This window comes from Nocardia sp. NPDC052566, from assembly GCF_044547285.1.
In the GTDB taxonomy this organism is placed as follows: domain Bacteria; phylum Actinomycetota; class Actinomycetes; order Mycobacteriales; family Mycobacteriaceae; genus Nocardia.
This window is the reverse complement of sequence record NZ_JBIUAF010000004.1, coordinates 955,035-968,191: the sequence shown is the minus strand read 5'-3', so window position 1 is coordinate 968,191 and position 13,157 is coordinate 955,035. Positions and strand designations below refer to the sequence as shown.

The following is a 13,157-nucleotide window of genomic DNA, read 5'->3' as shown; positions in this document are numbered from 1 at the left end:
TACGAGGAGGTAGCCCCATATGACCACCGCACGCGACATCATGAAACCCGGTGCGCAGTGGATATCCCTGGACGAAACCGTCGGTAAGGCCGCGCGCGTCATGGCCGAGCTCGGCGTCGGCGCGCTCGTCATCGCCGATGAGAACGAGCGCATGCGCGGCATCATCACCGACCGCGACATCGTGGTGAAGTGCATTGCCCAGGGCCGATCTCCGGCCACCACCAGGGCCGCCGAGCTCTGCGAGACCACACCGCGCTGGGTGGCCGCCGACGCCGACGTCGAGCAGGTGCTCGAGGAGATGGAAGGTCACCGCATCAAGCGGATACCGGTCATCGACAACAAGCGCATGGTCGGCATGATCAGCGAGGCCGACCTGGCCCGCCATCTCGACGACAACCAGCTCAGCGAATTCGTCACCGCGATCTACGGGCGGCCTTAACCCTCACGACAGGTCGAGGTGCCGGTTCATCGCCATCGCCGCGTCCGCCAGCTCCGGCAGCTCGACGACCTCCACACCGTGCTCGCGCAACGTCTCCACCCCGACACAGTTGGTCACGAACGTCCCCGGTTCCCGCCAGGCGATGACCACCCTGGCGATACCCGCGCGCAGAATCCGGTCCGTGCACGGCAGCCGGGTCGCGGTGCCGCGCCGCGAACACGGCTCCAGCGTGCTGTAGACGGTTGCCCGCGTCAGCCGCGGATCATCCGCGCCGAGCTTGTCCAGCGCGGATTCCTCCGCGTGCACCTTCGGATCGGTCTCGCGGGAGTAGCCGGTCGCGATCTCCGCACCGTCGGCCACGATCACCGCGCCGACCGAGAACGCGTCGGCGCTCGTCGGGCACAGGTAGGCGAGTTCGATTGCCCTGCGCATGAATTCGCGATCCAGGTCGCGCTGCCCTGCGGCATCGTCGGTACTCACTGCCGGACCTCCGGATTCGCGGCGCAGGCCCGTGGACGGGAATCGCGCCATGTCGTGCGGGCTGCCGGTTCAGTTGTCGTCGGCTGAGTCATCGTCCACCTGTTTCGGCAGATAGTGCAGCACCACGACATCGCCGAGCTGCTCGGTGTCGACCAGGTGCATCCTGCGCCGGGGGCCGCCCGGAAAGGCGGCGGCATCGAGGAAACGTGGAGCGGCCTTGTCCCCGACCAGAATCGGCGCGACCGCGACGTGCAACTCGTCCGCCAGCTCGCCCGCGAGGAATCCGGTATGGACGCGGGTGCCGCCCTCGACCATCAGCAGTTCGATGCCGCGGCCGCCGAGATCGTCGAGCAGCGCACCGAGGTCGATGCCGGCGCCGAGCGAGACGACCTCGGCCAAACCCGCCAGCCGATCACCGAGCTTCGCCGCGCCCGCGTCGGTCGTATAGACGAGCTTGTCGCCGCCGTGATGCCAGAACCGCAGCTCGGCATCGAGATCGCCGCTGGCCGTGACCGTCACCCTGAGCGGATACTCCGGCTTGCCGATCTCGATCCGCCGTGCCCGCCGGTCCGCACTGTTGACCAGCAGCCGCGGATTGTCCCGGCGCAGCGTCTCGGCGCCGACGAGGATCGCGTCGGATTCCGCGCGGACCGCGTCCACCCGATCGAAATCCGCCGCGTTGGACAGCAGCAACCGCTCATCGCTCGCATCGTCGATGTAGCCGTCCAGGCTGACCGCCACCGATAGCAGGACGTACGGCCTGGTGCCGTCCGAAGCCCGCGCGGGAGTGGCCGTCACTGCACCACCAGTGCCGCGACCTCCGCTTCCAGCATCTGCACCAGCCCCTCGGCCGGGCGCTCGCCGCACACCTCCAGCCAGTTGGCCAGCATCCGGTGCCCGCCCTGGGTCAGCACCGATTCGGGATGGAACTGCACGCCGTGGATCGGCAGGGTGCGGTGGCGCATGGCCATCACGATCCCACTCTCGGTGCGACCGAGCACCTCGATATCGGCGGGCAGGGTGTCCTCGAGCACGGTGAGCGAGTGGTAGCGGGTGGCGGTGAACGGATCGGGCAGACCGGCGAGCACGCCGACGCCGACGTGGAACACCGAACTCGTCTTGCCGTGCAGCAGTTCGGGCGCACGGGTGACGGTGGCGCCGAAGGCCTCACCGATCGCCTGATGGCCGAGGCACACGCCGAGCAGCGGCTTCTCGTGCCTGGCACAGGCGTGCACCAGATCGATACTGGCTCCGGCCCGGTCCGGTGTGCCGGGGCCAGGGCTGATCAGAATGCCGTCGAAATCGGCGACGACGGCGTCCAGATCCGCCAGATTCGGGTCGTCGTTGCGCCAGACCACGGCCTCGACGCCAAGCTGTCCGAGGTACTGGACCAGGTTGAACACGAAGCTGTCGTAGTTGTCGACGACCAGAACACGCATGGTTCGAGAGTACGTGCCACTGCCAGCTGGCACCTATTCCTTATCCGGCCCGGCGTCCGCCTGCCGATGCCGCATCTAATACCAGTTGGGATAGCCTATGGGTACACCGGCGGGCGCCGGAACCTCGCCGCAAGGCGAACCGCGACAAGCTGTGATCGGGGAGTCCGAACAGGACAATCGCGGCAGGTCGCGAGTCCGGTTCGGCGCACACACCACCGAATCCGCCCCGCCGGTACCGACCGCACGCCGAACACGAGGACGTCATGCCCAAGTCCAAGGTCCGTAAGAAGGCCGATTATTCGATCAACCCCGCCAGCCGCACGCCGGTGAAGGTGAAAGCCGGGCCGTCGCCGGTCTGGTACGTCGCGATCATGCTCGGTTTCATGCTCGCCGGACTGATCTGGCTGCTCGTCTACTACCTGGCCGGCGAGAAGATCAGCTGGATGAACAGCCTCAACGCCTGGAACTTCCTGATCGGTTTCGGCCTGATGGTCATCGGCCTGATCATGACCATGCGCTGGCGGTAATATTTGGCGGTGCTCCGTGGTTACGCTGCGCTGTCGCCTCCGGGCCCGTCGCGCACACCGCGGAATTCGGCCGAACAGCCCTTTCGTCAGATTACAGACATGTCATTCATTCACATCTGTGGATGAGCCTGTGGACAACTCGAGGAAGAACCTGGGGAGAGCGCCGCACGTGAACGCCGAAACCCGCCTCGCTTGGGCCACGCCGACCCCCGCGCTCATCGCGGTGACGGTCGGCGGGGTGGTCCTGGCCGGTGCCGCCATCCTGTCCGGCGATCCGGCCGCACGGCTGCTCATCGCGCTGGCCGCGGCGGGGCTGCTCGGCCTGGCGGTGCTCGGTGTCCGGCAGCGCCCCCGGCTCGCCGTGCAGCCGGGACCCGAACCGCGGCTCGTCGTGCGCAACCTGTTCGGCCCCACCACCTACACCAGCGACCAGATCATCCGCGCCCGGGTGGTCGGCTACCGCCGCCTCGGCCGCAAGATGCCGATGCTGGAGATCGATGTCGACCACGACGGAACCGAACGTCTGCTGATCTTCGGCCGCTGGGATCTCGGCACCCATCCGGAGGACGTGTTCGACGCGCTGGTCACCACCGGCCTCGCAAGCCTGGCTTGAGCAACTGCGGTGAGCGGTCCGCCGCACAGGATCCACCACGCTGCGGATTCGGCTAGTGCCGCGACGATGGCAACCCGCCCCGGTGTGCGCGGGCCCGGCAAATCGCCATGCGCGCGAAATCGGTTGTGGCGTTGCCCCTTTTCCCGGATCCGATAGTCGGGCAATGTTTCGCGTGAAACGTTAGGCACGGCAAACAGCACCGACCGCCCGCGGTGTGCCCGCGGGCGTTCAGGTGTCAGCGGTTCACTCGATAGTGATCTTGTTGATCACCACGGGCTCGATCGGGCGGTCGCTGCGGTCCGTCGGCGTGGCCGCGATGGAGTCCACCGCCCTGCGCGATTCGGGATCGACCACCTCACCGAAGATCGTGTGCTTGCGGTTGAGGTGCGGCTGCGGGCCGACGGTGATGAAAAACTGCGAACCGTTGGTGCCCGGTCCGGCATTCGCCATCGCCAGCAGGTAGCCACGATCGAAGCGCAGCTCCGGGTGGAACTCGTCGCCGAATTCGTAGCCGGGTCCGCCGCGGCCGGTGCCGGACGGGTCGCCGCCCTGAATCATGAAGCCGGCCATCACTCGATGGAACAGCGCGCCGTCGTAGAACGGGCCGGTGCTGCCGCCACTCGCGTTGTCCGACGTGTACGGCGCGGTCCCGTCGGCGAGGCCGACGAAGTTGCGCACCGTCTTGGGAGCGTGGTTACCGAAGAGCGAGATCTTGATATCGCCGTGATTTGTGTGCAGCGTCGCCACGGCGGTCTGATTCGGTGAGGTCACGCCGGTCATCGTGCCACGAGGAGTGCACAGCGGCTGTTCCGCCTCCCCGGGACATCTGGCCGGATTCGGCTGCCCCGTCAGTGACGACGGCGACCGACGGTCCCCTGATGCGGCACGGTGGCCGGTACCCGGCGAGCTACCCGTGTTCGTACGAGATCAGCTGTCTCGTAGTGCAATTCTGCGCGAATCGTGGGGCTGTGCCAGAGTGGATGGATGAGCTCCGGGCGTTTCCACGTATCACCACGTACCCGTAGGGGACTGCTGGCCGCGACGCTGATCTCGGTGGTCGGCGGCGTGCTGTGGCTGGTGCGCAGCAAACGGCCACAGCCGCCGGCGCCCGCGCCGGCCCCGCCGCGAATCGGCTACTCCCGCAACGGGTCCGCACCGGCCCCGGTGGCGGGCGCCGGTGCGGAGAACAGCCACTAGCGGCTGACCGCCTTCTTGTACTGCCGCAGCGCCAGCGGCACGAACACCGCCAGGATCGCCACCACCCAGATCAGCGTCGTCGCGACCGGATGCCGCATCGGCCAGGTATCCGGCGGCGGCGCCAGCGGGCTGGTGTTGCCGAACAGATCGCGGGCCGCCTGGGTGAGCGCGGAGACCGGATTCCATTCGGCGAATACGCGCAGTACCGTCGGCAGCTTCTCGGCGGGCACGAAGGTGTTGCCGATGAACGTCAGCGGGAAGACCACGATGAAGCTGGCGTTGTTGAACACCTCGGGTGCCCGCACCAGCAGTCCGACCACCGCCATGATCCAGGACACCGCGTACGCGAACAACAGCAGCAGCACGTAGGCCAGCACCGCGTCGAGGAATGATCCACGAATCCGCCAGCCGACGAGCAGGCCGGTCAGCGACATCACGGTCAGGCTGACCACATTGATCACCACATCGCTGAGCGTGCGCCCGAACAACACGGCCGACGGCGCCATCGGCAGCGACCGGAACCGGTCGATGATGCCCTTCTGCATATCCTCGGCCAGGCCGGCGCCGGTGAACGACGCACCGAACACCACCGTCTGCGCGAAGATGCCCGCGATCAGGAACTCCCGGTAACCGCCCGCGAGGCCGGGCACGTCGATCGCCGCACCGAAGATGTATGCGAACAGCAGCACGAACATGATCGGCGACAGCGTCGAGAAGATCAGCACGTCGGGCACTCGCTTGATCTTGATGACATTGCGCTTCGCGATGGTCAGGCTGTCGCTGAGGACGTACGAGAGTCGTTGGGCGAGCGGGATCGCCTGCGGTTTGTCGACCACGGTCGCGGCGGTCATAGCACCTTTCCTTCCGTGACGTCGAACTCGGCGTGCGCGTCGTCGGACCGGTCGTCGCCGTTGATCAGCTCCTCCGCCTCGTGCCCGGTGAGTGTCAGGAAGACATCGTCGAGCGAGGGCCTGCGCAGGCCGACGTCGTGGATCTTCACCTGGTGCTCGCCCAGCCGCCCGACCGCCGTGACCAGCGCCGCCGCCCCGTCGGCAACCGGAACGGTGATCTTGCGCAGCCCCGGCTCGAGATGAATCTCCCCGTCCGCCAGCCCTTTCAGCGCCTCCAGCGCGGTGGAGAACTTGTCGGCGCTTTCCACGGTCAGCTCGATCCGGTCACCACCGACCAAGGTCTTCAGCTCGTCGGCGGTGCCGCGCGCTATGACCTTGCCGTGGTCGATCACCGCGATCGAATCGGCAAGCCGGTCGGCCTCGTCCATGTACTGCGTGGTCAGCAGCAGCGTGGTGCCGCCGGCGACCAGTTCCTCGATGACATCCCAGAGATCGAGGCGGGCACGCGGATCGAGGCCGGTGGTCGGCTCGTCGAGGAACAGCACGGGCGGGTTGGCCACCAGCGCGCCCGCCAGGTCGAGCCTGCGGCGCATACCGCCGGAATATCCCTTCACCGGCCGGTCGGCGGCATCGGTGAGCCGGAATCTTTCGAGTAGTTCGCGGGCTCGCTGTCGACTGCGTTGCACGCCCATGTGATACAGCCGCCCCACCATTTCGAGGTTCTCGAATCCGGTGAGATATTCGTCGACGGCGGCATACTGCCCGGACGCTCCGATATGCGCGCGCAGCGTTTGCGGATCGCGCAGTACATCGATTCCCGCGACGACCGCGCGGCCTGCGTCGGGCACGAGCAGCGTGGTGAGCACGCGGACCGTGGTCGTCTTACCTGCGCCGTTGGGGCCCAGCAGCGCGGTGACGGTACCTTCCGGCACCGTGAGGTCGAGTCCATCGAGGGCAATCAGCCGGCCGTATCGTTTGACCAGTCCCTCGGCGACTATTGCGTCGGGCATGATTCTCCTGAAGTTGGGGGTTCTCTCTATACGACGTCGTCGAGCATGCGAATTAATCGGCGCCGCGCGTATTTCTTCGGCTCGATCGGATCGGCCGATACCGGATTCAGTATTGAGCAAGGCACCGACACATTTCAGTTCATTCGCCGCCTTGTACCTCTGACGCCGTCCATTCCAAGATCTGAACGACGACACCGTTGGGGTCGGTCACCTGGAAGAGCTTTTCGCCCCACGGCTGTTCCACCAGCGGCAGCGTGATGTTCGCCCCTTCGGCACGCAGCCTGGCCTCCTCCCGCTCGGCGTCGTCGACCGTGAAGGCGATGGCGAAGCCCTGCGACACCACGTGACGCTGCTCCTCGGGCAGTACCTCGAGGCCGCGCCGGTGCACCGCGACACCGAGCGGCACCTCGGCGTGGATCAGCGAGACGAATCCTTCGGCGGCGATGGCCTCGGTGTAACCGAAGTGGTCGATGAGGAACCGCTTCGTCGCGGCGATGTCGTTCACGGTGAGGGACAGGGTGCAGGCGGTGATCGGCATCTTCGATCCTTCTGTGCGGGTAGCTCGATTACTATCTACAACGTACAGAGTTTTAGGACGGCCGCCTACCCCCTGTTTCCGACCGGGGAGAGAAACGAACGGTCGCATCCTGATCCAGGCGGTGCTCGGGGGAACCGGATCGGGATGCGACCGGTTCGATCATCCCGTCGAGACGGCCGGTGGGTCGCGCGTAGCGGACTACCCGATTCGACCGGCCATGGTCGCCCGGGATACTCGAACGGAGCACGACGGCTTGACACGACATGCCGCCCCACGGACGACACGCGACAAATCCGACGGAATTCAGCGCTATCCCGCGGCGAACCGGCGCGAGATCGAACACACGGCGACCGGTCGGCATGTTTCATCGGTTCGGCCCGGTCCGCGATCCGGGTGCGGACACAACGCGTAACTACCTGTCCGACAAGGATTTTGGCAAATCAGGGGCCACCGGCCAGCGAACGCCGGACAGCACCGGACAGGCGTCCACGCAGCGGTACCGCCCGACCTCGATCGGCTTACCCGGAAATTCTTGGAAAGTGGCCGTCCCCACTCACACACAATCACGGATCATCGCGTAGGATCGTTGACGTCGGCCCCTCCCCCCCGGGCCGACCTTACGCGGGCCTCGGCTAACTCCCCCCCTTCGCCGAGGCCCGCTCCCCATTTCCGGGGAAGGTCAACTCTCTTACGCTCCTTGCGCTTCGGCCCCCGCGATCGATTGCCAGGCCGCTTCCAGCCGCAGCGCGCGCACCCGCCCCGCCGTCGCCAGCAGTGGACGATCACGCTCCCACCGCTGCCTGGTCACCGCATCGGCCCGCTCCCACAGCGGCTCCAGCTCGGCGCGCAACTGGTCGAAGTATTCGTAGGCGCCACCGAACGCGATGTGCACACCAGGCGAGCCCGGCCGCGCGATATCGAGACCGCGCACCAGCGCGATCGCCGCGAGCAGCCGCTGCATGGCCCACTGTGGCCACTCCGCTTCGCGCCCGACCCGGACGAACCAGCCCAGTGCCGCGGCGAGCACGTGCACGTCCTCGATGGTCCGGAACGGCTTGAGATAATCGGCGTAGCCGTCGCCGGGCAGCACCCTCGCCGGCGCGCCGGTGAAAGTCACCGTGGCATGCGGAATCTCGGGCGCGAATGGGGTCGCGGGCAGATTCATCACTGTCACCTCGGGGCGGGTGGCGTCGACCAGCGCCGCCCGCAGCCGGTTGCGCCCGTCCACGGCGCCGATGCTGGCGATAACGAGCAGCCGCCGCGCCATGATCCCCAGCGTCGCAAAGGACTTGGTGCCGTCGACGGTCCAGCCGTCGCGCTCGGTGAGCGTGGTCGCGATGGCCGAGGGATGCGCGCCGCCCGCCTCCGTCGCGCACACCGCGACCAGTTCGTCAGCGGGCAGTTCGGGCACCAAGGCACGCAACGCCTCCTGATATCCGGACAGGAAGGCGAAGCCGAGCCGGTCGGCGCCGAGCCCGGCGGCCAGCGCGACATCCACCGTCGCGGCGAAGCGCGGCGCGACCAGCCGATGACGGTCCCAGGCCGCGGGGACGGAGTCGAGCGGCCCGGGCAGCGGTGCGCGGAGCAGATAATCGAACACGGATTCCACCCGTGCACCGTAACCCGGCTAGGACTGCCAGATCCGGCTGCGCAGATCCCGGCCCCTGATCACCTGGATCCGCCACGGCTCCAGGCGCAGGATCTGCAACTGCGGATCGTCGGGGGTACGCCAGAACCGGCCGAGTTCATAGCCCGCGCCGCGCGGGCTGGTCTGCCGGTAGAGATCCCACACATGCTTGCGCACCTCGAGATTCGCGGGTCCGTCGGCGAGACCGAGATCGTCGATCCATTCGGCCACCGCGTCGACGGCGACTGAGTCGTTGCGCTGATCCCAGTAGGAGAAGTTGACATGGGGATTGCGCGCGATATGCGCCGCCTTGATCGGCGTCCGATAGGTGGCCAGCCACCCGAGCGGAGTGCCATCGACGTTCTCCCAGATCGGGATGAGCACGCGGGTCCTCGGCCGGTTCGAGCTGTCGACGGTGACCATCGTCGAGTAGCCGATGCGGCCGACGTAGGCGTCGAACTCCGATTCGATCTCGGCGAACGCGCCGACCTTGGCGGTCATGCCGCACCCCCGGCCGTACCGTGCCGCTGCTTATCCGTTCTCGATCTCCGCATGCTGGTTCCTCATGATGTGGCCGGTTACCTGTTGTTACCGACCTGATCATGCGCCGATCGAAATACGCACGGAAGGAGGCACTTTGGCGTGTGCTCGGTTACTCCGGGGATACCGGGCGCGACCTATCGCCCCGCTCGACAATCGCGGAGCCCCTGGCAATCCACAGGTAACCGCACGGCGGTGCATCAGCCGATTCCCAGAGTCGGCGGGTATCACTGAGTGGTCATCAGCCGCGAGGAGGAGCCTGACCTGTGCCCAAGCCAGACGAAGCACGACGAAATGCACTCTTCGACAACGAAGCCAGGATCTCCTGGGTGCTCGCCGGACTGGCCGGGCTCATCGGCGCGGCGGCCTTCATGCATACCGCCGGCTATTTCGTCACGTTCATGACCGGCAACACCGAACGCGCGGTACTCGGCTATTTCCATGGCGAATCGGACATGGCGGTGGCCGCGGCCTCGCTGCTGCTGTCGTTCCTATCCGGCGTCGTCATCGCCTCCTGGTGCCGCAGGCACTACTGGCACGGTCATCCGCACGGCCCGGTACTGCTCACCACCATCAGCCTGGCCGCGGCCTCCGTAATCGACGTCGTGCTCGCCCAGCGGGATACCTCGCGCATCGAGTTCATCCCTATTCTGTTCGTGGCCTTCGGCGTCGGCGGGCTGAACACCTCGTTCGTGAAGAACGGCGAGGTCTCGGTGCCGCTGAGCTATGTCACCGGCACCCTGGTGAAGATGGCGCAGGGCATCGAACGCCACCTCAGCGGCGGCGACTACGCCGACTGGCTCGGCTACTTCCTGCTCTACGTCTCGTTCGCCCTCGGCGCGCTGTTCGGCGGTCTGCTGAGCCTGATGGTCGCAGGCTGGGCAATGCTCATCACCGCCACCGTCGTCTGCCTGATCGTCACCTGCTACACCTACCTGCACCTGGACCGCCACGGCCCCCTGGCAACCGAATAGCCTGCCGCGCAGCGTGTCTCGGAGCCATAAAACAGTCAAGGCGAGTGCTCACAGGGAGCGCTCGCCTTGACTGTTTTGCGTGGAGCCTAGGGGAATCGAACCCATATCCTTAGGTTCATTGACCTGGGTGGTTTCGGTTCCGTTGGGCCCAACCTGCGGCGACATGAACCATGGTGAATCACGGCGCGGGATGGTGCAGTGACTGTACCCCGCGAATGTGGACCCGGTCCACAGTGAAATCCGTGCGGAATTCGACGGAGGGGGCGGACATCGGAGGACAACCGGGCCGCCGCCGAAACCAGCCCGACGGCGAGGCGCGTCCGTACTTGCATGAGCGAGCACACACATGACGATCCCAAATCCGCGCAACCCTCCTTCGATCTCGGCCCCTACACGGCGGAGGGCTTTTTGAGTCAATGCCGCCTGTGGGACGAGTGGACGCAGGGGACCTACTTCATCAATAGCCCTCAGCCCATACGCGATGCCGAAGGCTAGCTGTCCAGCGGCTTTGTCGCAGTTAGCTGGGTCGTGTGGCGATCAACGCCTCGATGGTGAGAGGTTCGGTCGCAACGCCAGTGGGGTACCGGTCGAGCAGTGCTGCGCGCAGTTCGGCAGCGAACGCGACACAACGCTCCTCGGAGCCGAATTGGGCTGGGTTTGAATAGGAGTAGGAGAATTGCAGGCCGACGATCGCGTCAACATCACGTTCGACGTTCCATTGCCACCCGAGGGTTTCAACGTTGCTGAACGGTGAACTAGCCAGTACGTCGAAATGAGTTTCCTCGGCGCGCCGGTAGGTGCCGGAACCAGCGCGACGCCGTGGGCCGAGGTACTTGACTCGCAGGGATGCGACCAGGTCATCCCATGGCGCGACGGCGGCGGCGGCGTGCAGCTCTCCGGTAACGACCACTATCGCTCCGTATGGCTGAATCAGGGTGTCGAGGTCCGATACCAATGCGGTGCGGTCGGTCCAATGGAACGACTTGCCCATGAGAACCGCGTCCAACAGCGGCAGATTCAGGGAGCGCAGGTTGTTGGAGTCGCCGCGCAACCACTCGATATTGCTGGTTCCGGCGACGTTGCGCTTCCCCTCGTCCAGCATGTCGAGGTCAGGGTCGACCGCGAATACCGTTGCGGCCGCAGGGGCTAGCGGTATCGCAATCTGTCCGGTGCCGCAGCCGAGGTCGAGTACTTGTTGAGTTCCATTCAGCCCGAGCCGCTTCCGGAGTTCGGCGAAGAACTGCGGCGGGTATCCGGGGCGGTATCGGGCGTAGTAGGGCGCGGCACCGTGGAACAACTCGTCAGGCTTGTAAGGCATCAGTCCGCAACTCCTGCCGAGTTCGCCAGTGATCGGAGCGTGTTGCTCGCGCGGCGCTGCTGATCGGCCGCGGCTCGTACTGTGGCCTTCACGGTCGGGTTTGAGCGGAAGTGCTCAGGTGCTATCGCGCGGGACTCGAGCAGAGCCTCGATGGCGGCGTCAGGGTTACCGGCGAGCAGGTGCGCCCGCGCGGTGTCGAGCCAGAAATACGTTTGCCGCTCAGCGCCGACAGCCCCTGTGGTCTTCGGTAGCCGTGTGTTCTTGGCGATTTCGACTGCGCGCCCTGCGTCGCCGAGATCGACCTCGGCACCGACTCGATAGAACCTCACGTTGGTTGCGCCAGCCACTGTGTCATAGACGACGCCCTCGGGGAACTGCGTCGCGAGTCGTGCCGCTTCGGCGAAATGCATTCGGGACGTGTCGGCATCGGTCAGTGTCGCCGCGATTGCTCCAGCCTTCATGTGCAGTGTGCTGTAAACCGCCGTGGCGACCGGGTCGGACCCGATCATCGGTTCGATCTCGGCCATGGATCTGATCAGCAACCGCATGGCCTGCCGAGTCGCACCGATCCGCGCGAGTGTGGAGGCTTTCACGAAGTGGGCACTGGCCAGGCGCAGCGGGTCACCGGATTGGGTTGCAGCCCATTCCATGCGTTCGGTCGCGGTCATGGACAGATCGTTGTAGCCCAGCTTGTGCGATAAGGAGTTCGCCGCCCGGTAAGCATCGGTGAGCATCGCGTACGCAGGCTCGCCCTCCACTTGGGCGGTAACGAGTAGCCGGTCGACCAGATCCGGGAGCACTTCGGCGACCTTGCGGTATTGGGTGCCGCGCCTCCACTTCGCAACCTGTTTGACCAGCGGGCGGAGTTGGTCCAGGGGTTCGGGCTCAAGTCTGTCGTCCATGAGGTCGACTGCCGCCAGTGTCCGGCGGATGATCGGCAAGATGTCGAGGGTTTGCTCTTGCTCCTCGGCTCCGTAGAGCCGCGACGGGTCGACCCGCAGTGCCTGCGCGATCATTCCAACGAAGGCCGCGCTGGGCGTTGCATGCCCGGACTCGACCTTGCTGAGCATGCTGTAGCTCACATCAGCCAGTGCGACGAGTTGATGCTGCGACAATCCGCGCATTTTGCGGTATTGGGCGACGCGCGCACCTACTGAGTCGCTCTCTTTCACGCCCCCGAGCCTAGCACCTTCAATTTGAAGAAAATTTGAAGATTCGATGTCGAAACGGGGCTTAGCGTCGGAGTGAGCACCCGGTGCCGGGTCGACTAACACCGATCCTCGACACCGGGTTCCGTCCCAATGACGACGAGGGGATCAACTCATGCCACTCACCGAACCGCAGGCCAAGGTCTTGGGCACCCTGGCGGTCGTCGACCCCGCTGAGGCACGCACTGTCAGACAGCTTTCCAACACAACAGAATTCGGAACGGGGCGAACTCGTGCGGCGCTGTTGCGCCTGTCGAACCTCGGGCTGGTGCTTGGCACCAGTGGGATTCCGACGCAGTACTGGATCTCGGCTCAGGGCCGGGCGCTGATGCGGACACGGATGTATCGCGACTTCGTCCCAGACAGTGCCGCTTCTCACCGTAAAGGGGCATAGCT

The 13,157-nt window shown here is 65.9% G+C and carries 17 protein-coding genes; 6 read left to right on the top strand and 11 right to left on the bottom strand.

The window, feature by feature from the left end; genetic code table 11:
* The first annotated feature begins 19 nt into the window (after nt 1–19).
* Nucleotides 20–439, top strand: a complete 420-nt coding sequence (locus ACIG5A_RS24370) for a CBS domain-containing protein (protein WP_397243678.1) — start codon at nt 20–22, stop codon at nt 437–439.
* Between the two features lie 3 nt (nt 440–442).
* On the opposite strand, the gene ACIG5A_RS24365 is transcribed toward ACIG5A_RS24370, so the two are convergent.
* The 3 genes from ACIG5A_RS24365 to ACIG5A_RS24355 all read right to left on the bottom strand — a co-directional run bounded on the left by ACIG5A_RS24365 (nt 443) and on the right by ACIG5A_RS24355 (nt 2,358).
* A complete protein-coding gene (locus tag ACIG5A_RS24365) occupies nt 443–919 on the bottom strand; it encodes a deaminase (RefSeq protein WP_397243676.1) in 477 nt (158 codons plus the stop codon).
* Nucleotides 920–988: 69 nt separating this feature from the next.
* Nucleotides 989–1,717 (bottom strand): RibD family protein, encoded by a 729-nt coding sequence (locus ACIG5A_RS24360; protein WP_397243674.1) that lies wholly within the window; start codon nt 1,715–1,717, stop codon nt 989–991.
* Nucleotides 1,714–2,358: an aminodeoxychorismate/anthranilate synthase component II gene (locus ACIG5A_RS24355; protein ID WP_397243672.1), complete on the bottom strand. Its 645-nt coding sequence runs from the start codon at nt 2,356–2,358 to the stop codon at nt 1,714–1,716. The genes ACIG5A_RS24360 and ACIG5A_RS24355 overlap by 4 nt, the downstream gene beginning before the upstream one ends.
* A gap of 263 nt (nt 2,359–2,621) precedes the next feature.
* Between ACIG5A_RS24355 and crgA the strand changes: the two genes are divergently transcribed.
* Together crgA and ACIG5A_RS24345 are read left to right on the top strand one after the other, a co-directional pair.
* Nucleotides 2,622–2,885, top strand: coding sequence for a cell division protein CrgA (gene crgA / locus ACIG5A_RS24350; protein ID WP_397243670.1), 264 nt, complete (start codon nt 2,622–2,624; stop codon nt 2,883–2,885).
* Nucleotides 2,886–3,015: 130 nt separating this feature from the next.
* Entirely contained in the window at nt 3,016–3,498 is a 483-nt protein-coding gene (locus tag ACIG5A_RS24345; protein WP_397243668.1) for a PH domain-containing protein, read from the top strand.
* 243 nt (nt 3,499–3,741) lie between these two features.
* Here ACIG5A_RS24345 and ACIG5A_RS24340 read toward each other — a convergent pair whose 3' ends face one another.
* A complete protein-coding gene (locus ACIG5A_RS24340) occupies nt 3,742–4,269 on the bottom strand; it encodes a peptidylprolyl isomerase (RefSeq protein ID WP_397243666.1) in 528 nt (175 codons plus the stop codon).
* A 213-nt stretch (nt 4,270–4,482) separates the two neighbouring features.
* On the opposite strand from ACIG5A_RS24340, the gene ACIG5A_RS24335 reads away from it, so the two are divergent.
* Nucleotides 4,483–4,695: a hypothetical protein gene (locus ACIG5A_RS24335; protein WP_397243664.1), complete on the top strand. Its 213-nt coding sequence runs from the start codon at nt 4,483–4,485 to the stop codon at nt 4,693–4,695.
* On the opposite strand, the gene ACIG5A_RS24330 is transcribed toward ACIG5A_RS24335, so the two are convergent.
* From ACIG5A_RS24330 to ACIG5A_RS24310, 5 genes are all read right to left on the bottom strand, one after another.
* Nucleotides 4,692–5,546, bottom strand: coding sequence for an ABC transporter permease (locus tag ACIG5A_RS24330; RefSeq protein ID WP_397243663.1), 855 nt, complete (start codon nt 5,544–5,546; stop codon nt 4,692–4,694). The genes ACIG5A_RS24335 and ACIG5A_RS24330 overlap by 4 nt on opposite strands.
* Nucleotides 5,543–6,556, bottom strand: coding sequence for an ATP-binding cassette domain-containing protein (locus ACIG5A_RS24325; RefSeq protein WP_397243662.1), 1,014 nt, complete (start codon nt 6,554–6,556; stop codon nt 5,543–5,545). The genes ACIG5A_RS24330 and ACIG5A_RS24325 overlap by 4 nt, the downstream gene beginning before the upstream one ends.
* A 139-nt stretch (nt 6,557–6,695) precedes the next feature.
* Nucleotides 6,696–7,094 carry a VOC family protein gene (locus tag ACIG5A_RS24320; RefSeq protein WP_397243660.1) on the bottom strand — a complete coding sequence of 133 codons (399 nt, stop codon included), beginning with the start codon at nt 7,092–7,094 and terminating at the stop codon, nt 6,696–6,698.
* A gap of 688 nt (nt 7,095–7,782) precedes the next feature.
* Entirely contained in the window at nt 7,783–8,703 is a 921-nt protein-coding gene (locus tag ACIG5A_RS24315) for an acyl-CoA dehydrogenase family protein (protein WP_397243658.1), read from the bottom strand.
* Nucleotides 8,704–8,721: 18 nt separating this feature from the next.
* Nucleotides 8,722–9,222, bottom strand: coding sequence for a pyridoxamine 5'-phosphate oxidase family protein (locus ACIG5A_RS24310; RefSeq protein ID WP_397243656.1), 501 nt, complete (start codon nt 9,220–9,222; stop codon nt 8,722–8,724).
* Nucleotides 9,223–9,527: 305 nt separating this feature from the next.
* Here ACIG5A_RS24310 and ACIG5A_RS24305 point away from each other — a divergent pair, with 305 nt between their 5' ends.
* Nucleotides 9,528–10,235 (top strand): YoaK family protein, encoded by a 708-nt coding sequence (locus tag ACIG5A_RS24305; protein ID WP_397243654.1) that lies wholly within the window; start codon nt 9,528–9,530, stop codon nt 10,233–10,235.
* Between the two features lie 517 nt (nt 10,236–10,752).
* On the opposite strand, the gene ACIG5A_RS24300 is transcribed toward ACIG5A_RS24305, so the two are convergent.
* Complete coding sequence (locus ACIG5A_RS24300) at nt 10,753–11,532, bottom strand: class I SAM-dependent methyltransferase (protein ID WP_397243652.1); 780 nt, start codon at nt 11,530–11,532, stop codon at nt 10,753–10,755.
* 20 nt (nt 11,533–11,552) lie between these two features.
* Complete coding sequence (locus ACIG5A_RS24295; protein WP_397243650.1) at nt 11,553–12,725, bottom strand: helix-turn-helix domain-containing protein; 1,173 nt, start codon at nt 12,723–12,725, stop codon at nt 11,553–11,555.
* Between the two features lie 151 nt (nt 12,726–12,876).
* Here ACIG5A_RS24295 and ACIG5A_RS24290 point away from each other — a divergent pair, with 151 nt between their 5' ends.
* Entirely contained in the window at nt 12,877–13,155 is a 279-nt protein-coding gene (locus ACIG5A_RS24290) for a hypothetical protein (protein ID WP_397243648.1), read from the top strand.
* The last annotated feature ends 2 nt before the right edge of the window (nt 13,156–13,157 follow it).

What these genes read in the sequence shown, in the direction of transcription:
- ACIG5A_RS24325 (WP_397243662.1), bottom strand. Translation starts at nt 6,556, where the DNA reads ATGCCCGACGCAATAGTCGCCGAGGGACTGGTCAAACGATACGGCCGG.
- ACIG5A_RS24310 (WP_397243656.1), bottom strand. Translation starts at nt 9,222, where the DNA reads ATGACCGCCAAGGTCGGCGCGTTCGCCGAGATCGAATCGGAGTTCGAC.
- ACIG5A_RS24355 (WP_397243672.1), bottom strand. Translation starts at nt 2,358, where the DNA reads ATGCGTGTTCTGGTCGTCGACAACTACGACAGCTTCGTGTTCAACCTG.
- ACIG5A_RS24335 (WP_397243664.1), top strand. Translation starts at nt 4,483, where the DNA reads ATGAGCTCCGGGCGTTTCCACGTATCACCACGTACCCGTAGGGGACTG.
- ACIG5A_RS24320 (WP_397243660.1), bottom strand. Translation starts at nt 7,094, where the DNA reads ATGCCGATCACCGCCTGCACCCTGTCCCTCACCGTGAACGACATCGCC.
- crgA (WP_397243670.1), top strand. Translation starts at nt 2,622, where the DNA reads ATGCCCAAGTCCAAGGTCCGTAAGAAGGCCGATTATTCGATCAACCCC.
- ACIG5A_RS24370 (WP_397243678.1), top strand. Translation starts at nt 20, where the DNA reads ATGACCACCGCACGCGACATCATGAAACCCGGTGCGCAGTGGATATCC.
- ACIG5A_RS24330 (WP_397243663.1), bottom strand. Translation starts at nt 5,546, where the DNA reads ATGACCGCCGCGACCGTGGTCGACAAACCGCAGGCGATCCCGCTCGCC.
- ACIG5A_RS24290 (WP_397243648.1), top strand. Translation starts at nt 12,877, where the DNA reads ATGCCACTCACCGAACCGCAGGCCAAGGTCTTGGGCACCCTGGCGGTC.